Annotated in this window: 18 protein-coding genes; 7 read left to right on the top strand and 11 right to left on the bottom strand. The window is 37.2% G+C overall.

Features of this window, described 5'->3' with window-relative positions; all coding sequences use genetic code 11:
- Positions 1-57 precede the first annotated feature (57 nt).
- From ABJH90_RS14815 to ABJH90_RS14840, 6 genes are all read right to left on the bottom strand, one after another.
- Entirely contained in the window at positions 58-711 is a 654-nt protein-coding gene (locus ABJH90_RS14815) for a 3-oxoacid CoA-transferase subunit B (protein WP_348140695.1), read from the bottom strand.
- 20 nt (positions 712-731) lie between these two features.
- Positions 732-1,433, bottom strand: a complete 702-nt coding sequence (locus ABJH90_RS14820; RefSeq protein ID WP_348140697.1) for a CoA transferase subunit A — start codon at positions 1,431-1,433, stop codon at positions 732-734.
- A gap of 128 nt (positions 1,434-1,561) precedes the next feature.
- Positions 1,562-3,904, bottom strand: coding sequence for a transglycosylase domain-containing protein (locus ABJH90_RS14825; RefSeq protein ID WP_348140699.1), 2,343 nt, complete (start codon positions 3,902-3,904; stop codon positions 1,562-1,564).
- 3 nt (positions 3,905-3,907) lie between these two features.
- Positions 3,908-4,390 (bottom strand): gliding motility lipoprotein GldH, encoded by a 483-nt coding sequence (locus ABJH90_RS14830; RefSeq protein WP_348140701.1) that lies wholly within the window; start codon positions 4,388-4,390, stop codon positions 3,908-3,910.
- Positions 4,383-5,546, bottom strand: a complete 1,164-nt coding sequence (ricT, locus tag ABJH90_RS14835; protein WP_348140702.1) for a regulatory iron-sulfur-containing complex subunit RicT — start codon at positions 5,544-5,546, stop codon at positions 4,383-4,385. Before ricT ends, ABJH90_RS14830 begins: the two co-directional genes overlap by 8 nt.
- 215 nt (positions 5,547-5,761) lie before the next feature.
- Positions 5,762-6,793 carry a rhodanese-related sulfurtransferase gene (locus ABJH90_RS14840; RefSeq protein ID WP_348140704.1) on the bottom strand — a complete coding sequence of 344 codons (1,032 nt, stop codon included), beginning with the start codon at positions 6,791-6,793 and terminating at the stop codon, positions 5,762-5,764.
- Between the two features lie 383 nt (positions 6,794-7,176).
- On the opposite strand from ABJH90_RS14840, the gene recA reads away from it, so the two are divergent.
- The 4 genes from recA to ABJH90_RS14860 all read left to right on the top strand — a co-directional run bounded on the left by recA (position 7,177) and on the right by ABJH90_RS14860 (position 10,832).
- Positions 7,177-8,184, top strand: a complete 1,008-nt coding sequence (gene recA, locus ABJH90_RS14845; protein WP_348140706.1) for a recombinase RecA — start codon at positions 7,177-7,179, stop codon at positions 8,182-8,184.
- Between the two features lie 91 nt (positions 8,185-8,275).
- Positions 8,276-8,692, top strand: coding sequence for a hypothetical protein (locus ABJH90_RS14850; RefSeq protein ID WP_348140708.1), 417 nt, complete (start codon positions 8,276-8,278; stop codon positions 8,690-8,692).
- A 35-nt stretch (positions 8,693-8,727) separates the two neighbouring features.
- The gene (locus tag ABJH90_RS14855) at positions 8,728-9,258 is read left to right on the top strand and encodes a sigma-70 family RNA polymerase sigma factor (RefSeq protein WP_348140709.1); all 531 of its coding nucleotides are present in this window, start codon (positions 8,728-8,730) and stop codon (positions 9,256-9,258) included.
- Positions 9,259-9,269: 11 nt separating this feature from the next.
- The gene (locus ABJH90_RS14860; RefSeq protein ID WP_348140711.1) at positions 9,270-10,832 is read left to right on the top strand and encodes a hypothetical protein; all 1,563 of its coding nucleotides are present in this window, start codon (positions 9,270-9,272) and stop codon (positions 10,830-10,832) included.
- 127 nt (positions 10,833-10,959) lie between these two features.
- On the opposite strand, the gene ABJH90_RS14865 is transcribed toward ABJH90_RS14860, so the two are convergent.
- On the bottom strand, positions 10,960-11,700 hold the full coding sequence (locus ABJH90_RS14865; RefSeq protein WP_348140713.1) for a lysophospholipid acyltransferase family protein: 741 nt from the start codon (positions 11,698-11,700) through the stop codon (positions 10,960-10,962).
- A gap of 69 nt (positions 11,701-11,769) precedes the next feature.
- Between ABJH90_RS14865 and trpS the strand changes: the two genes are divergently transcribed.
- The gene (gene trpS / locus ABJH90_RS14870; RefSeq protein WP_348140715.1) at positions 11,770-12,738 is read left to right on the top strand and encodes a tryptophan--tRNA ligase; all 969 of its coding nucleotides are present in this window, start codon (positions 11,770-11,772) and stop codon (positions 12,736-12,738) included.
- A 159-nt stretch (positions 12,739-12,897) separates the two neighbouring features.
- Here the strand turns inward: trpS and dprA are convergent, their stop codons facing one another.
- Complete coding sequence (dprA, locus tag ABJH90_RS14875) at positions 12,898-14,001, bottom strand: DNA-processing protein DprA (RefSeq protein ID WP_348140717.1); 1,104 nt, start codon at positions 13,999-14,001, stop codon at positions 12,898-12,900.
- A gap of 105 nt (positions 14,002-14,106) precedes the next feature.
- Between dprA and ABJH90_RS14880 the strand changes: the two genes are divergently transcribed.
- The gene (locus ABJH90_RS14880) at positions 14,107-15,051 is read left to right on the top strand and encodes an SPOR domain-containing protein (protein WP_348140719.1); all 945 of its coding nucleotides are present in this window, start codon (positions 14,107-14,109) and stop codon (positions 15,049-15,051) included.
- Between the two features lie 51 nt (positions 15,052-15,102).
- Complete coding sequence (locus ABJH90_RS14885; RefSeq protein WP_348140721.1) at positions 15,103-15,618, top strand: acyl-CoA thioesterase; 516 nt, start codon at positions 15,103-15,105, stop codon at positions 15,616-15,618.
- A gap of 21 nt (positions 15,619-15,639) precedes the next feature.
- Here the strand turns inward: ABJH90_RS14885 and ABJH90_RS14890 are convergent, their stop codons facing one another.
- From ABJH90_RS14890 to ABJH90_RS14900, 3 genes are read right to left on the bottom strand one after another with little or no spacing between them, the layout of a single operon-like run.
- Complete coding sequence (locus ABJH90_RS14890; protein WP_348140723.1) at positions 15,640-16,476, bottom strand: aldo/keto reductase; 837 nt, start codon at positions 16,474-16,476, stop codon at positions 15,640-15,642.
- A 13-nt stretch (positions 16,477-16,489) separates the two neighbouring features.
- Complete coding sequence (locus tag ABJH90_RS14895) at positions 16,490-17,719, bottom strand: peptidoglycan DD-metalloendopeptidase family protein (protein ID WP_348140725.1); 1,230 nt, start codon at positions 17,717-17,719, stop codon at positions 16,490-16,492.
- Position 17,720: 1 nt separating this feature from the next.
- Positions 17,721-18,506, bottom strand: coding sequence for a DUF4292 domain-containing protein (locus ABJH90_RS14900; RefSeq protein WP_348140727.1), 786 nt, complete (start codon positions 18,504-18,506; stop codon positions 17,721-17,723).
- Positions 18,507-18,510 lie beyond the last annotated feature (4 nt).

The raw sequence follows: 18,510 nt of genomic DNA on the forward strand, positions 1-18,510 counted from the left end.
ATTGTTGTGAAAAAAGTAACTGATTTCTATTTATCGATAAAGTGTTTATTATGATCGTTAAACGGTCATCTCCGGAATATCCCCTTCAACAATTAATGTCCCTTCTGTTGCCTTTTTTATAGTATCAACTGTTACACCGGGAGCCCTTTCGAGTAATTGGAATCCCTTTGAAGTAACCTCCAGAACCCCAAGATTGGTAACCACTTTTTTTACACAACCAACACCGGTAAGGGGTAGCGAACATTTTTTTAACAGTTTTGATTCTCCTGCTTTATTTGTATGCATCATGGCCACAATTATATTCTCTGCAGATGCAACAAGATCCATTGCTCCGCCCATACCCTTTACCATTTTTCCGGGTATTTTCCAATTAGCAATATCTCCATTTTCAGCAACTTCCATAGCTCCAAGAATAGTAAGATCAACGTGTTTTCCACGGATCATTCCAAAGCTAGTTGCAGAGTCAAAAAAAGAAGCTCCAGGTAAGGTGGTAATGGTTTGCTTGCCCGCATTAATTATATCCGCATCTTCTTCACCTTCATAGGGAAATGGACCCATCCCTAAAACGCCATTTTCACTTTGAAATTCCACACTAATATCATCATTGACATAATTAGCCACAAGGGTTGGAATACCAATTCCAAGATTGACATAATATCCATCTTTTACTTCCCTTGCAATTCTTTTTGCGATACCAATTTTATCCAGCATAATATGATCCTTAAATAGTATTAGTTCTTAGATCGCACAGTTCGTTGTTCTATTCTCTTCTCATAGTGTTCTCCCTGGAAGATTCGTTGTACAAATATACCGGGGATATGTATTTCATTTGGATCAAGACCCCCGGCAGGTACTAGTTCTTCAACTTCTGCTACTGTTATCTTAGCGCCACCACACATACAAGGATTAAAATTTCGTGCAGTCCCTTTGAAAATCAAATTCCCGGCTTCATCACCCTTCCAGGCCTTAACGAATGAAAAGTCAGCATCATATGCGTGTTCAAGAACATACATTTTGCCATTAAATTCTCGTGTTTCTTTGCCTTCTGCTACTTCTGTCCCGTAACCTGCAGGTGTATAAAACGCTGGAAAACCACTTTGCGCTGCCCTGCACTTCTCAGCAAGGGTTCCTTGAGGTGTTAATTCAACATCTAATTCCCCACTTAACATCTGCCGTTCAAATTCGTCATTTTCACCAACATATGAGGAGATCATTTTTTTGATCTGATGTTTCTGCAGTAATAAGCCCAGACCAAAATCATCAACCCCTGCATTATTGCTAATACAGGTAATATCATTTACTCCCAGGCGAACAAGCTCCGAAATTGCATTTTCAGGTATCCCACATAGCCCAAAACCGCCCAGCATAAAGGTCATTCCGTCTTCCACTCCTAGTAACGCGTCCTTTACATTGGCCACTGTTTTACGTATCATAAGTACTAAATAAGATAATTATAAATATTATTTCCTATAACTACTAAAATACATTTTTAAATAAAAAAATCCCGCTAAAAAGCGGGATTAGTTTAATTCGTTAAATCTTTTAAAATAAAAAATTATTACTAAAAATCGAGATCGTCAAGGTCATCTTCAAGATTATCTTTTCCCGGGGTTTCTTCATTTTCTTTCGAGCAGTCCACATTAATAGTAAGTTCTTCGGGTTTTGGAAATTCCTCCATAGAAATTCCCAATTCCTCATTTGCATAATTACTTTTCATATATAAAGCCCATATAGGTAATGCCATCGAAGCTCCCTGACCATAAGATATAGTCTTAAAATGTGTAGCCCTATCTTCGCCACCAACCCATACACCGGTCACCAGATTGGGCACCATTCCCATAAACCAACCATCACTTTGGTTCTGTGTTGTTCCTGTTTTACCGGCAATGGGATTTGTGAATTCATAAGGATACCCGGTGATAATTTCTTTATATACCGTTTGGTCTTTATTGCCGGAATGCCTTAATCTTGTTCCTGAGCCACCTTGTGTGACCCCTTCCATTAAATTCACCATTGCATAAGCCACTTCTTTACTAAGCACATCCTTAGTTTCCGGAACGTATTCATAGAGAACTGTACCATTCTTATCTTCTATTCGGGTTACCATTACCGGTTTTACATAAACACCCTGATTTACAAAAGTTCCATAAGCACCTACCATTTCATATACATTAAAATCCGGGGTCCCTAAGGCAATTGAAGGTACTTCAAGAATTTCCCCCGTTAAACCGAGATCTTTTACAATAGCTACAACAGGTTTAGGTCCTACTCTGTCAATTAACTGAGCGGTAACCGAATTTACCGAGTTGGCAAGCCCGCGTTTTAAAGTATACATCTTTCCGGAATATTTTCCATCAGCATTCTTGGGGCACCATGGTTCAGGGTTTCCGTGTTTCCCTGCTTCAATACAATACTGACTATCCGGAAGTGAATCACAGGGTGATAATCTTAATTGATCAATCGCGGCAGCATAAACGAATGGTTTAAACGTTGAGCCGGCCTGTCTTGCTCCCTGAATTACATTGTCATATTGAAAGTGTTTATAGTTAAGTCCACCTACCCAGGCCCTAACATGTCCTGTTTGTGGTTCCATCGACATCATTGCAGCCCTTAAAAAGGTTTTATAATACCTTATGGAGTCTAATGGAGTCATAATCGTATCCTTCTCCCGTATGTCACTATTCCAATCAAATACTGTCATTTCGGTTTTTTCCGTAAATGATGCCCTGATCTCTTTTTCAGATACACCATTGGCCTTCATGATACGCCAGCGTTCCGAAGTTCTCATGGCACGCTCAATGATTCCGTTTGTCTCTTCAGAATTCAGCTCCAAAAACGGGGCCGTTGCATTTCTATCTGGCGTATTTTGATGGAAAAACTCTTTTTGAAGTCGTTTCATATGTTCCATCACGGCATCCTCGGCGTTTTTCTGCATTCGGTAATCGACGGTGGTATAAACTTTAAGCCCGTCTAAATAAATATTCCACCGATCTCTTTCGCCTTCTTCTGCAGGTTTGGGATTTTTATCAATCCAATCGTTAAGAAATCTTTGTAAATACATTCTAAAATAGGTGGCGAGGCCATCCCGATGAGATTCCGGGGTGAAATTTATGTCCATTTTTAAGGCCCGTAATGAATCGCTTTCCTTTTCTGAAATAAAATCATATTTCTCCATTTGACCCAATACGGTGTTGCGTCGATTCAATACTAATTCTTCTCTTCTCATGGGATTATATAACGAAGAATTTTTTAGCATCCCAACCAGTACAGCAGACTCCTCAGTCTTTAACTCAATGGGTTCTTTTCCAAAATAAATTCTTGATGCGGAGCGTATTCCGTCCGCATTATTGATAAAATCATAGGTGTTTAAATACATGGCAATAATCTCTTCTTTTGTGTATTGCCTTTCCAGACGTATTGCTATAACCCATTCCTTAACTTTTTGGATAATTCTGCCAGGGACACCGCCAGATATCCTTTTAGTAAAAAGTAGTTTGGATAATTGTTGCGAAATAGTACTTGCCCCGCCTCGTTTTCCAAGGAATACTATTGCTCTTATTGTACCTATAGCATCTATTCCTGAATGCTCGTAATATCTTGCATCTTCTGTTGCAACCAGAGCCTGAACCAAATTCTCCGGCAATTCATCATAGGACACGGGAGTTCTGTTATCATCTAAATAAAACTTTCCAAGGGTTTGACCATCTGAAGAGATGATCTCGGTGGCCAAATTTGTCTGTGGATTCTCCAGTCGTTCAAAAGTTGGCATTTCTCCCAAAGCTCCCCAGGAAGCCAAAAGAAATATTAAAAATATCAAAAAAAGGCCTGAAGCAAACAGAATCCAAAACCATTTAATAAACTTAGAAAAGTTGGAAGAAACCTTCTTTTTCCGGGCTTTTGCCATAACTTATTTACGCTTTTCAATTAAGAAACCAACATCAGTGATGCCTTCTAGTTCCATGATCCCATCTGCGTTGCCATTTTTGCGCATAGCATGGGAAATTTGTAAAGTATATACGCCCTTAACGGGAAAAATGATGTTTTCCTTATACCAAAGTTTATTTTCTTTAATACTTCCATATCCTTTCCCTAGCCATTTACCATCCGGCATAGCCATCTCATACTCCATGGTATCCCTTTGTATATCACCATTAGGGTATTTCAAATCTGCTATTAAAAATAGATTACTGTAAGGGAAAGATTCATCATTTCTTATAGAAATAAAAATGTCATTCGCGCTAATCGTGTCATTTTCTGTGAAGCTAAATTCCTTAGCGTCGCTTTTAGACCATATTCCGCCGGGATTTGCCTGAAATTCAGAATGAGTCAGCTTATCATTACATGCCAAAATCAATAAAATCGAAATTGAAAAGAAAATTCTTTTAGGCATTTTTGGCAGGTCTTTTTCTGTTATTCCTTCTTTTTTTATTCTTGTTCCCCTTGTTTCTTCGTTTTGGGCGGTCAAACCTTGTAAGGCTGTCCTGCCCTACAACATTTTCAAAAATCAACTTTTCTTCTTCAATATTTTCAACCGCAAACTCCTCAAGGCTGGCTACTGGTTTTTTTGCTTTATTCTTATCCAGTATCTCCTGAACTTGCTCTTTGGTCAGTACATGCCAGTTAGAGGCGTCTTCTTTATAGGAGAACCATAGCAACCCTTTAAAAATGTCTGTTTTTTGACAAAAAGCTACTCCTTTTTCAGTGAATAATTTGCTTTCCTGAGAAGGGAAATCTTCCAATGCCTCTAAATATAGATCCAGTTCATAGTTCAAACAACACTTTAGCTTACCACATTGGCCTGCTAATTTTTGCGGATTAAGTGAAAGTTGTTGATACCTTGCTGCAGAAGTACTTACTGAACGGAAATCCGACAACCAGGTAGAGCAGCACAATTCCCTTCCGCAGGAACCAATGCCTCCTAAACGTTGTGCTTCTTGTCTATAACCAATTTGTCTCATTTCAATGCGAATGCCAAAGGCCTTCGCCATATCCTTAATCAATTGTCTAAAATCAACGCGTTCTTCTGCTGTATAGTAGAAAGTAGCTTTAGATCCATCTCCCTGAAATTCAACATCAGAGATCTTCATCTGTAATTTTAGCAAAATAGCCATTTCACGGGCACGCTTTTTTATCTCTTCCTCCTTGTCCCGGCACCTCTGCCATTTGTCAATATCCTTTTGAGTTGCTTTGCGATACACTTTAGGGATTTCCTCTTCAGAATCGGAAACTTTTTTTCGCTTCATCTGCACCTTTACTAATTCTCCGATTAAGGTTACAAGACCAATGTCATGACCAGATTTAGCCTGTGTTGCCACAATATCACCAATGGATAAGGACAGATTTTCTGTGTTCCTGAAAAACTCTTTCCTGCTATTTTTAAACCGAATTTCAACACAATCAAATGGCTGAGAACCACTTGGCAGGGACATATTGGAAAGCCAGTCAAAGACGGTCAATTTATTGCAGCTATCTGTGCCGCATGTTCCATTATCTTTGCATCCACGTGGCTGCCCATCCTTGCCGGTTGAACAAGTGTTACAACCCATATTTTATATCTTGGTTTAGCAAAAACAAAAGTTGGATTTGCCAAAATAGGTTCATAAATAATTATTGAAGGTAAAGATAGTACTTTTTTACTGTGATGGAAAGCGGTAATTATTGTGCAAAATAATCGATCTTCTTATTCTAAGGTGATGTAATAAGGTCTAGATAATGAACTCCAAAAACTTCTAAAATTAATGCCCCTTAACTATGAACAGCTTTACTTTTTAAATTTTAATACGTCCGATCTTCCTTTTTTGAAAATTTTATTACTAACCTCTTTTCCTTTTCTAAGCCTTTTCTGCTCTTCAAAAGGAAGTTCATGAATTTCTTTGCAATGGTCTGAACAACAATTGTTCATTTTAGCCGCACATGCCTCACATTGAATGAAAAGTAGATGGCAAGCTTCATTAGCACAGTTAACATGGGTATCAAATGATTTACCGCATTGATGACATTGGGCTATGATATCTTCTGTTATTCGCTCACCTCTCCTGTGATCAAATACAAAATTCTTTCCAAGAAATTTATTTTCAAGATTCTTCTGTCTAACCTGACGGGTATATTCTATAATTCCTCCTTCAAGCTGAAATACATTTTTGAACCCTTTATGTTTATAGTAGGCACTCGCCTTTTCACATCGGATACCTCCAGTGCAATACATTACCAGGTTCTTGTTTTCCTTGTAGTCTGATAAATCTTTTTCTATTATATCCAATGAGTCTCTAAAAGTATCAACATCTGGTGTGATTGCATTTTTAAAATGTCCAATTTCACTTTCATAGTGATTTCGCATATCAACCAAAACTGTATTTGGGTCGTCAATCAATTCATTAAAATGTGTGGCATCAAGATGTATCCCTTTGTTCGTTACATCGAAAGTGGCATCATTCAAACCATCCGCGACAATTTTTTTCCGAACCTTAATCTTGAGTTTTAAAAAGGACTTATTATACTGTTCTATGGCTATATTCAGTCGAACATTTTCAAGAAATATGATGCTGTCCAAATGTGAATTGAATTTCTTAAAATTATCGGCCGGCACAGACAATTGGGCGTTAATGCCTTCTGGAGCTACATAAATTCTTCCCAGGACATCAAGTTCGCTCCAATGAATGAATAAGTGATTCCTAAATAATTTTGGATTGAGAATATGTGCGTACTTGTAAAAAGAAATAGTCAGACGTTCCTGCCCGGCCTCTTCAATAAGAGTTTCCCTTTCTTTAGCACTTAATGTATTGTACAGTTGCATGCTATACCAACTTATTAAGTTTAAGAATGTATTAGAATGCAAAATTAAACATATTCCGCTTTAGCACAAGAGAAAAACCAATTGATTTTGAGGCTAATAGTCATATCTGGGAGGTTACTCATGCCCGTATTAAATAAAAAAAAAGAGTCTTGAAAATTCAAGACTCTTTAAGGACCACTCCTTGGTAATTTTCTTTTTCACAGATTAACCTGATAGGATGCGGTCACCATTGGCCCAAAGTTCCTTGGAACCATGGAATATTTTGTGTTTAAGTACGAACACTTAACTGGGAGATGCGGGAATACTAAAAAGGTTGCTTTTGACATTGTTATATGAAAAAAGAAATGGTAATTTAGCTCTCCTAATTTTATAGAAAATCACAAATGGCTAACGATAAAGAAGCGAAACTTAAGGCATTAAAACTAACATTAGATAAACTGGACAAAACCTATGGCAAGGGGGCCGTTATGAAAATGGGAGACTATGTTGTTGAGGATGTAGAAGTTATACCTTCAGGTTCGCTCGGCTTGGATATTGCCCTCGGAGTAGGTGGATATCCTCGGGGAAGAGTTGTAGAAATATACGGCCCGGAATCTTCCGGAAAAACCACGCTCGCTTTGCATGCAATAGCCGAGGCTCAAAAAAACGGTGGTATTGCGGCATTTATTGATGCAGAACATGCATTTGATAGATTTTACGCCAAAAATTTAGGTGTCGATATTGATAACCTTATCATTTCACAACCAGATCATGGGGAACAGGGTCTAGAAATTGCAGATAACCTAATTCGCTCAGGGGCAATAGATATAGTTATCATAGATTCGGTAGCAGCATTAACGCCAAAAAGTGAAATTGAAGGTGAGATGGGAGATTCTAAAATGGGTTTACATGCCAGATTAATGTCGCAGGCTCTTCGAAAATTAACAGGCTCTATAAGTAAAACACATTGTACTGTAGTCTTCATTAATCAGTTAAGGGAAAAAATAGGTGTAATGTTTGGAAATCCTGAAACCACTACTGGGGGTAACGCTCTAAAGTTCTATGCCTCTGTAAGATTGGATATTCGCAGATCTACGCAAATAAAAGATTCAGAAGGCGCTGTACTGGGTAATAAAACAAGGGTGAAGGTTGTCAAAAATAAAGTGGCTTCTCCTTTTAAAACTGCAGAGTTTGACATAATGTACGGTGAAGGAATATCTAAGGTTGGTGAAATTCTGGATCTTGGAGTGCAGTATGAAATTATCAAAAAAAGTGGATCCTGGTTCAGTTACGGAGACACAAAACTTGGACAGGGAAGAGATGCAGTAAAATCGCTTTTGCAAGATAATCCAGAACTCCTGGAAGAATTAGAAGGTAAAATAAAAGAAGCCATTAGCACTGTAAAGGCATAGTTTAAACAGGCTCATTTTCTTTATTATTCGGTTTTCTAAGCAACCATTAGCTGATATTATCATCTTGTACTATAGATTTTAATAGCTGATTATGAAAAGAATAGTTTCCCTGATTTTCGTAGTATTCGCATTTGTTTTGTCTTCTTGTAGTTTGAGCGATGACCAACCTAATTATTACTTTATTCCATTACAAGTTGTAAGTGCCGAATTACCTGTATCATTTAGTTTGCATGAGAAATATGAAATTAACGTAACTTATGTGTTGCCTAATGGATGTGTTTCTTTTGAAGGTTTTGAAGTAAGCCCCATTGCAGAAACAACGAGAAATGTAGTTCCTATAGGATCGCAGTTTGATGATCCGGAATGTGTAGATGGAATGGCCGAAGTAGAAGGTTCATTTAACTTTATCTGTCTTTATACAGATACCTACCTCTTTAGGTTTTGGACGGGTGAAGATGAAAACGGCGACCAGGAATATTTGGAAATAGAAGTTCCTGTAACCCAATAATCTACTATTTTAGGTCTGTTAATCTAACCAATATTTTGAGTCTGAAAGAACTCATACATAATTGTAAAAGAGGAGATAGAAGTGCGCAGGAACAATTGTATAGAAATTATGCAAAAATATTGTTCGGTATCTGTCTGAAATATTCGCGCAATAAAACGGAGGCTGAAGATAATCTGCACGATAGCTTTATGACCATATTCGATAAGATTGGTCAGTATAAGTTTAAAGGTTCTTTTGAAGGTTGGATAAAGCGGATTACTGTAAATACCGTACTTCAGAAATATAGAAAAGAGGAATATCTGAAAGTAGTAACAGATAATGTCGCAGAAGATTCCGAGGTTGATTCAGAATATTTGGACATTGAACTCCGCACCCTCCTGCGTTATATACAGGAACTTCCTAATAAATATAGACTCACCTTTAATATGTATGTCCTTGATGGGTTTACGCACAAAGAGATAAGTGAACAATTAGGAACATCAGAAGGGACTTCAAAATCAAATCTGGCCAGGGCCAGGATGATTTTAAAAGAAAAAATAAAGAAAGAAAACAAAAATATTGCTTAATTACCTAAGCCATGAAAAAAGAAAACATTGATAAATTGTACCAGGAGAAGTTGAAAAACTTCAACGAGGTTCCGGACGAAAAAGTTTGGAATGCAATTTCGAACTCTCTGGATAAAAAGAAAAAGTCGCGCCCAATTATTCCTATTTGGTGGAAATTGGGGGGAGTAGCGGCAATTTTTGCCCTATTGTTGTACGTTTTTATCCCTTTTGAAAACGATCAAAATACGGATCAAATAATTACTGATGTTGAAAGTGCTCCTTCTTTGGATAATTCAAGGGCAGATGATGTTGAAACTCTTTTGCCGGCAGACAATAATGAAGAAGATAATAATGTGGTAAACTCTTCTGAGGTAACAAAAGATTCAGGAAATCCAAAACCTGTTCGTGGGGCTGATATGTTCAAAAATAGAACGCAAGATATTGAGGCCGCAATTACTACGTCATCTGAGACTTCAAATTCAAAGACAGAACGAAATACCGATAATTTTCAAACTACAGACCCTGAAACGGAAATTACATCTGTTCGTTCAGAAAATACCCCAAACGAGCTTACGGAAAATGAAGTAACCGAAATAATTAAGGAACAGCGGAATCCTGAAAATGACAATTCTGAAATTGCCGCCAATATCAATTCACCGGTCAAAGACCCTGTGGTTGCAGTTCAAGAGAAAACTAATTCTGATGATCTCGAAAACGATACTCCTTTAAAAGAAGCCGCTATCGCCGCTGGAGCGAGCAATTTGGTGAAGGAAAAAGAGCAGGAAAATCCAAAATCTGATATGGGTAAAAAGTCTATTTTCGATGAAATTGAGAAATCTCAGGAAACTGAAGTGGCCCAAAATAATGGTAATAAATGGTCTGTTGGGCCCAGTATTGCACCGGTTTATTTTGATTCATTTGGGAATGGTTCACCAATACATTCAAATTTTGTGTCGAATTCCAAAAGCGGTAATGTTAATTTTAGTTACGGATTGATGGTTTCGTATGATATTAGTAAAAAGTTGAGTATCCGCTCAGGGCTGCACAAAGTAGATTATGGTTATGATACAAATGAAATATCTTTTTCGGCCTCACTTACCGCATCCACTAACGATCAAATAAACAATATAAATTATGCGCCCACTTCAAAAAATTTGGTTGTAAGGAATATTGAGGACAATAAAATATCAGAGCAGGCAAGTAGCCTGGAATTTGCAGTGCAGAGCCCTGCCCGGGACGGCAGAATGATTCAGGATTTTGGTTATTTAGAATTGCCCTTAGAGATAAATTATGCCTTGCTTGACCGTAAATTTGGGATAAACGTTATAGGTGGGTTAAGCTCGCTTTTTCTTGTGGATAATTCAGTCGTTCTTGAGGCAAATGGAAATACGGTTGAGATGGGTGAGGCAAATAATATTAATGATGTCAATTTAAGTACAAATATTGGTTTTGGTTTGAATTATAAGTTTTCACCCACCTTACAATTAAACCTGGAACCTATGTTTAAATATCAATTAAACACATTTACAGAAACATCGGGCAATTTTCAACCATTCTCTATAGGGATTTATACAGGTCTGAATTTTAAATTTTAGTACCTCTACTGATTGATACTTTTATCAACTGTATATTTGAAATGGGAATATTACTTCAGCAGCCTAAATATATATGCTCTATACTTTTAAACCGTTTGGTATATAATTTATAATCCATTATTCCCTGTTAGCAGGATTCGCTTAGCTCCTTTAGAATAACGGTTCTAACTTGTTCCCGTAATTCCGATTTTTGATTTTCTATTAATCCTTCGGTTTTGAAAAAGGAATGAACCTTCACTCTGGCAATCCCCGGACCTCCGCTATAAAATGTGAATGGAAAACGGTTTTTGTTGTCATAAAAAGTAATTGGAACTACGGGGATATTATGGGCTATTGCCATTTTAAAGGCACCATCCTTAAATTCATCGAGTATTATATTCTCCTCAGGTACACCGCCTTCGGGAAAAATACAAATACTGAGGCCTTGATTTAATCTTTTCTGTGCTCTTCTATATACAGCTGTCCTGCTTCTGCTGTCTTCCCTGTCAACCAGAATACAAACACGCTTATAAAAAAATCCAAAAACAGGAATGTTAACCAACTCTTTTTTACCTACAAAGACAAATGGGTTCTTACTTGTTTTTAACATCATCATAATATCCAGCATACTGGTATGATTTGCTACCAACATATAGCTTTGACCCTTTTCTAACCTTTGCTCGCAAGATATTCTTGGAAAACAAAACATCCCATAAATAATAGTATTTGCCCATAAATTACGTGCCAGCCAAAAAAATTGCGGATAAGTCCTTTCTGAAAGGGTTGTTAAGAGAAGCAGAGGGGAAAAAACAAAAATTGGAAGACTAACGAGGATATAAAACCAAATACGATAGAGAATGTGCCCTAAATTTTGCAGAGGTAAGCGCATAAATCAAAAATAACAATTTTAGCAGGGTAATCGTATTTCTTTTACTTTTGCTTCTGTAATTTAAAATTAATGGCAAGAATATTAACTGGTATACAAAGTACAGGAGTTCCACACTTAGGAAATATACTCGGAGCGATTATACCTGCAATCAATATGGCAAAAGATCGTAAAAATGATTCTTTTCTGTTTATTGCTGATATGCATTCGCTTACTCAAATAAAAAATGGCGATGAGCTGAGACATAACACCTACGCAACTGCTGCCACCTGGTTAGCATTCGGGCTCGATGTAGAAAGTACGGTGTTTTACAGACAGAGTGATGTACCGCAAGTAACACAATTGGCATGGTATTTAAGCTGTTTTTATCCTTATCAACGTCTTACCTTAGCCCATTCATTCAAAGACAAAGCGGACAGGCTTGAAGATATTAACGCAGGGTTATTTACCTATCCCATGTTAATGGCTGCAGATATTTTGCTATATGATGCTAATATTGTCCCAGTTGGTAAAGATCAGTTACAACATATAGAAATGACACGAGATGTTGCATCGCGTTTCCAGACGCAAATGGGTGAGACTTTTACAATGCCGGAGGCTCAGGTCCAAAAAGATACCATGTATATTCCAGGGACAGATGGGGCGAAAATGAGCAAAAGTAAGGGTAATCTCATAAATATTTTTCAGCCCGACAAAAAACTGCGTAAACAGGTGATGAGTATTGTAACGGACAGCAAATCTCTTGAAGAACCCAAAGACCCGGAAACGGATACCACTTTTTCATTATACCAAATTTTAGCTTCTGATGCCCAGATTTCTAAAATGCGGTCTAATTACTTAAATGGAAATTATGGCTATGGGCATGCCAAACAAGCTTTGTACGAATTAATAATTGAAAAATTTAAATCTCCCCGAGATAAATTCAATTATTATATGAATCATCTCAATGAGGTGGATGACGCTTTATCAATAGGTGCTGAAAAAGCTAAAAAAGTAGCCGATACAGTTCTGGAAAGAGTTAGGAATAAAGTAGGATACTAAAATTTTGTTAACCAACTACCTGGTTTGTAACTAAGCTTTTTACTCAAAGAGCAAAAGTTAATCTGCAGTTTTATTAGTGTATTTTATCGATGAACACCCTAAATAGGTGTCTTCAGCGTCATAAATCCAGCACAAACAAACTACCTGGTCTGATTTAAACTAAATAGCTTCATACTTTTTCCCGGGTAAAGGCCGTATCATTCCTTTCATTTCCATGTTCAAAAGACTGGATACTGTCTTAAATACAGGTAATTGACATTCCAGGGCAATTTGATCTAACAATTGACGCCCGTCTTTCTGTAAGAAAGAGTAGATTATCCTTTCATTATCATCTAATTCTACAAAAAGTTGCTTTTGCACAGCGACAGTTTTATGGTCTTCCAATTGCCAATCCATTAAATAAATCAGATCTGCCGCTGAGGTTAGCATATGTGCCTTTTGACCCTTAATAAGATTATTACATCCTAAACTATATTTATCTTTTGCTCGCCCGGGTACAGCAAATACATCACGATTATAGCTGTTTGCGATATCTGCAGTTATAAGACTGCCTCCCTTTTCTGCAGATTCGATAACGATTGTAGCCTCGCTTATCCCTGCAATAATTCTATTTCTTTTTAGAAAATTTTCCCGATCGGGGTTACTTGAACTCCAAAATTCAGTCAAAAAACCTCCGTTTTTAGTAATATCTTCAACATATTTAAGGTGTGCTTTTGGATATATTTGATTTAGTCCATGCGCCACGCAGGAAATGGTCTGAAGTCCGTTTTTTAAAGCTGCTCGCTGTGCGCAAATATCAATTCCATATGCAAAGCCACTTATTATAACAGGATCTAAGGGCGCTATATCCTCAATAAATTTTTCACAGAAAGCCCTGCCATAACTCGTGCTATTCCGAGTTCCCACTATACTTATGAGTTTTTTATTCTCAAGCTTAATGTTGCCCTTTTTAAAGAGTAAGATTGGACCATCTAAGCAGTGTTTTAGATAGGCAGGATAATTGGCATCCATAAAGTATGAATAGGATATCCCATTTTTAAGAATAAATTCATATTCTACTTCTGCCGCATAAAGATGTTTTTTGTTGTGTAATCCGCCTAAGGCCACAGATCCAATTCCTGCAATTTTTTCAAGTTGTTTCCTTTTATCCGTAAAAACCGCAATTGGACTGCCACAATGAGCTACCAGCTTTTTAGCCGTAATATCGCCGATATGAGGGATATTTTGCAATCTTAGAACTGCAATTAACTCATCCTTAGTCATTTATAAATATTTTCAAGTTATTCACAAATTACATAAAATATTATGTTAATAAAAAATTCTTTCCTCTAGTTTGAAGCCCTCAAATTTTTCTTCATCTTTGTGTTTATGGGAATTGAGCATTACATTCAAGAACTTTTATACCGATACAACTGCGTTGTAGTTCCTGATTTTGGTGCTTTTCTAACGCAAATGAAATCTGCGGTACTTCTAAAGTCAACAAATACCTTTTACCCTCCATCAAAACGAATATCATTCAATGAACAATTGTCCTCAAATGATGGTTTATTGGTTTCATACATGGCCAATGCGGAAAACAAGTCATATGAGGAGATATTAAAGCAAACCCTGGATGTTACCAAAGCCTGGAGAAAAGAATTACATGCAGGAGAAAGGCTAAAAATATCGTCTATAGGTGAATTATGGTTAAACAGGGAAGGTAAATTACAATTTCAACCGTCAAATGAGGTAAATTACCTTACCTCTTCTTTTGGTCTTTCATCTTTTGTGTCTCCAGGGGTTACACGTGAAAATCTTAAGGAACAAGTAGTTGAGTTAGAAGAAAAGATACCCTTTATTATTACGCCAGAACAACGGGAAAGAAATTCTTTCAGGCCCTATTTTAAATATGCTGCCATAATATTACTAGCCCTAGCAACGGGTATGACAGCTTATAGGTTTTATGGTGAAACACTTAACAAAAAGCAACTCGTTCTGGAGGAAGCACAAACCCTTGTGTCTAAAAATATTCAGGAAGCAACATTCTTTAACTCAAAACCACTTGAATTGCCTGAACTTAAACTCCACGTGACTAAGAAAAGTAAGGGTAATCACCACATAATTGCAGGGGCATTTAGAATTCGGGAAAATGCTGATAAGAAAGTTACACAATTGCGTAACAAAGGCTATAACGCAACATATCTTGGCGTTAATAGTTATGGTTTACATCAGGTTACTTTCGGCAGTTACGAAAATCCGGAAGAAGCTTTAATCTTTCTAAAGAAAGTAAAGCGTACAGAATCACAAGACGCCTGGATGTTGTCTACAAAATAGTTTCTTTCTTTTTCTTCAATGCAATTGCTGCGTATCTTTGAAAAAAAAATTATGCAGCCAAAAACACCCAATGATTCAAGAACAATAATGACGGATATGGTTTTGCCCAGCGAAACTAATCCATTGAATAATCTTTTTGGTGGTGAGCTATTAGCGCGTATGGACAGGGCTGCCAGTATAGCTGCAAGAAGACACAGCCGCCGCATTACAGTTACAGCATCTGTTAATCACGTAGCGTTTAACCGTTCTGTTCCACTGGGCAGTGTGGTTACGGTTGAGGCTAAAATATCCCGGACCTTTAGAACTTCAATGGAAGTTTATATTGATGTCTGGATGGAAGATAGATTTAGCGGGGAAAGCACCAAAGCCAATGAAGCCATTTATACTTTTGTTGCAGTGGACGAAACTGGAAAACCAACTGAAGTGCCGCCTATAACCCCCGAAACAGCGCTGGAATCTGAACGTTTTGAGGGCGCATTGAGAAGAAAACAACTTAGTTTGGTCCTGGCTGGTAAAATGAAACCAAATGAGGCTACTGAACTCAGGGCATTATTCATGAAAGAATAAATTCATTCTGAGCTTTATTATTTAGAAATCGAAATTGTCAGGATCCGGGCCATACCGTTGATCCCTATTCAGACTGTCCAAACTAGCCATATCTTCTGAAGTTAACTCAAAATCGAAAATATCAGCATTTGCCAAAATTCTATCCCGCTTAGATGATTTAGGAATAGTAATAACTCCTTTTTGCAAATCCCAGCGCAAGACTATTTGAGCAATAGTCTTATCGTATTTATTTGCAAGTTCTTTAAAGATGTCTATTCCGAAAATCCTGCCTTGCATCATTGGAGACCAGGCTTCATATTGAATATTTTTATCTGAACAAAAGTCTATAAGGTTTTGTTGCACCAAATATGGATGAAATTCCATCTGATTTACCATAGGAACTATCTTTGCTGTGCCCATTAAATCCTCCAGGTGATGTTGCATAAAGTTACTTACTCCTATTGCTCTAATTCGTTTCTGCCTATAAAGATGTTCCATAGCTTTCCAGGTGTCCTTATATTTTCCCGCAACCGGCCAATGTACCAAATAAAGATCTAAATATTCTAATTCAAGTCTGTTAAGGCTTTTGTCAAAAGCCTTAAGCGTATTATCATAGCCCTGGTCTGAATTCCAAACTTTACTCACAACAAAAATATCTTCCCTGGGCACATTACTTTCCTTTATTCCCACGCCTACCCCTTCTTCGTTATTATATATAGATGCAGTATCTATATGACGATATCCGGTCTCTAATGCCCATTTTACTGCGTTTATTACTTCATCCCCGTCTTCAGAAAGATAAACCCCCAAACCGAAATACGGCATTTTAACTCCATTGTGCAATGTAAAAGTCCCCTTAATATCAGTTATTGATCCCATATCCTATTTATTATTAAAGTCGGTAAATCCACTCCTCAGGATTTAATCTTGTAGCATCCTTGTAGAGGTAAAATTTTAGTTGAGTCAGACCATTATACCGATTAGTATATATCTTCCCCAGCTCTTCTTTTAAGCTTACTTTATCGCCCTTTTTTACATACAAGTCAGAAAGATTGTAATAGGTGCTTATGAAGTTCCCGTGTTTGATCTGAACGCCTTTATTACCTCCCGGTACGGACAAAATTGCAATTACTTCCCCTTCAAAAACGGCTCGGGCAATAGCGCCTTCATCCGTTGCGATAATTACTCCATTACTCTGATGTTTAATCCCGGGATATACAGCATCTTTGTATATGCCAAAACCTTGTTGTTTAATCCCCTTTTCAACCGGCCAGATAAGTTTTCCTTTGTTTGCGGAAAAATTATTTGCCACCAGGGTCGCTTCCGGTGTTAAAACAAACTTATTTGATCTTGCACTTTTTCCCGCCTTCTTATTCGAGGCAACTATAGCGCTTCGGATTAATCGTTCTATTTGTTGATCAATTTTTCGCGCTTCCTGTTTTTTCTTCTTAATCGCGGAGGCATAATTACTCTCATTTTGCCGAATTGACTTTAATAGATTTTTTTGAGCTTTTATCTCATTAAGTAATTCCCCTTTAGCCTTTAAATTCTGGGCCAACAAAACCTCCTTGTCTTTTCGTTGGTTAGTTAAATCATTATTTAGTTGAGTAAGTTCTTCTGTTTTCCTGACAATATCCTCCCCCTGTTCTTTTCTAAACTGAGTATATTGTTTCATATATTGTAATCTTTTAAAGGCCTGAAAAAAATCTTCCGAAGACAAGAGAAACATTAGCCTGCTTTGCTGGGATCTATTCCGATATGATTTTTGGATCATTATGGCATATTCTTCTTTCAAGGCATCTAAATCTTCCCGAAGCTTGGAAATATTTCGAATATTGGCATTTATTTGCCTGTTAAGAAGGTTAGCTTGCTGATTAGTAACACGGATCAATTGCTGCCTAACGTTAATCTTCTGATCCAGCACCTCCATTTGATCCAGAACAGTTCCTTTTTGTTTTTTTTCTGCAAATAACAGTCTGTTTATATCCTCAATTTCCTTTTGCAGCTGTTCTCTCCTGGTTTCCAGGGCTTTTTGCTCATTGGTTTGCCCATATGCATTTGAACCCAGTAGCGCTAAAATAACAAATAGTATATATGCAGGATATTGCTTTGCAATTCTCATTTTACTTCAAAACTATTTCTTCAAATCCTTTTGGTATTTTATAGGGAAAATTCAATGTTCTATTCAATTCAATATTTCTAAATTGTATGGCAATATTGGTGATTTGGTCAATATCAATTGCTGTGATCTGAATAGCCTCAGGTAAGATTCTGTTATTTTTTTCCTGATACGATTTGTAATAAATCTCTAATAGTCTCTTATTCCAGGGTTGAGATAACTGCTGTGTAGCGATTTTAAAATTCTTTGGTTCAATTAAGAATAGAGTTTTGAACAGATCACCCATATTTTTAGGCTTAAGCTCGTAATATTCCTCCGTAGCAAGAGAAATATATTTCTCTGTCCGTAAATCAAATAATGCCTCCCCTAGTAATAAATTCTGTACTTTGTTAAAATCTAAGTCGGTTCCCAATAGCTTGCTCAAATAAGTGAAGTCTCCATCAAAATACTCATTTTGAAGTTTATTATAGAAAGTTACTCTTTTAGGGGTGATTAATGCCTTTACAACGCCCAGAGGGGCACTCATCCAAATTGCTTTCCCTTTTTCAATTCTTAGGCTCACATTAAAACTTTGAACGGCTCCACCATCAGTATACTGAACTTTCATCCTCCCGCTTATAGTCTTGAACTCTAATTGGTTTTTATAATGATTTTTGATAATTGCCTTGGTGGTAAGCCTTTCATCCACTTTGCCTGCTGAAACTACCTTACTTGATTTGCAAGAGAAAGAAAGCATTGCCAAAACGGTAATTATGATCCATCTATTCCAACTATAGGTATTATATTTCATTAGA

Origin of the sequence: Eudoraea sp., from assembly GCF_039969275.1 — a bacterium.
Lineage (GTDB): Bacteria > Bacteroidota > Bacteroidia > Flavobacteriales > Flavobacteriaceae > Eudoraea.

What these genes read in the sequence shown, in the direction of transcription:
- ABJH90_RS14815 (WP_348140695.1), bottom strand. Translation starts at nt 711, where the DNA reads ATGCTGGATAAAATTGGTATCGCAAAAAGAATTGCAAGGGAAGTAAAA.
- ABJH90_RS14830 (WP_348140701.1), bottom strand. Translation starts at nt 4,390, where the DNA reads ATGCCTAAAAGAATTTTCTTTTCAATTTCGATTTTATTGATTTTGGCA.
- ABJH90_RS14895 (WP_348140725.1), bottom strand. Translation starts at nt 17,719, where the DNA reads ATGAGAATTGCAAAGCAATATCCTGCATATATACTATTTGTTATTTTA.
- ABJH90_RS14880 (WP_348140719.1), top strand. Translation starts at nt 14,107, where the DNA reads ATGGGAATTGAGCATTACATTCAAGAACTTTTATACCGATACAACTGC.
- ABJH90_RS14825 (WP_348140699.1), bottom strand. Translation starts at nt 3,904, where the DNA reads ATGGCAAAAGCCCGGAAAAAGAAGGTTTCTTCCAACTTTTCTAAGTTT.
- ABJH90_RS14860 (WP_348140711.1), top strand. Translation starts at nt 9,270, where the DNA reads ATGAAAAAAGAAAACATTGATAAATTGTACCAGGAGAAGTTGAAAAAC.
- dprA (WP_348140717.1), bottom strand. Translation starts at nt 14,001, where the DNA reads ATGACTAAGGATGAGTTAATTGCAGTTCTAAGATTGCAAAATATCCCT.
- ABJH90_RS14900 (WP_348140727.1), bottom strand. Translation starts at nt 18,506, where the DNA reads ATGAAATATAATACCTATAGTTGGAATAGATGGATCATAATTACCGTT.
- ABJH90_RS14840 (WP_348140704.1), bottom strand. Translation starts at nt 6,793, where the DNA reads ATGCAACTGTACAATACATTAAGTGCTAAAGAAAGGGAAACTCTTATT.
- ABJH90_RS14820 (WP_348140697.1), bottom strand. Translation starts at nt 1,433, where the DNA reads ATGATACGTAAAACAGTGGCCAATGTAAAGGACGCGTTACTAGGAGTG.
- ABJH90_RS14865 (WP_348140713.1), bottom strand. Translation starts at nt 11,700, where the DNA reads ATGCGCTTACCTCTGCAAAATTTAGGGCACATTCTCTATCGTATTTGG.
- ABJH90_RS14890 (WP_348140723.1), bottom strand. Translation starts at nt 16,476, where the DNA reads ATGGGATCAATAACTGATATTAAGGGGACTTTTACATTGCACAATGGA.
- ricT (WP_348140702.1), bottom strand. Translation starts at nt 5,546, where the DNA reads ATGGGTTGTAACACTTGTTCAACCGGCAAGGATGGGCAGCCACGTGGA.
- ABJH90_RS14885 (WP_348140721.1), top strand. Translation starts at nt 15,103, where the DNA reads ATGCAGCCAAAAACACCCAATGATTCAAGAACAATAATGACGGATATG.
- trpS (WP_348140715.1), top strand. Translation starts at nt 11,770, where the DNA reads ATGGCAAGAATATTAACTGGTATACAAAGTACAGGAGTTCCACACTTA.
- ABJH90_RS14850 (WP_348140708.1), top strand. Translation starts at nt 8,276, where the DNA reads ATGAAAAGAATAGTTTCCCTGATTTTCGTAGTATTCGCATTTGTTTTG.
- recA (WP_348140706.1), top strand. Translation starts at nt 7,177, where the DNA reads ATGGCTAACGATAAAGAAGCGAAACTTAAGGCATTAAAACTAACATTA.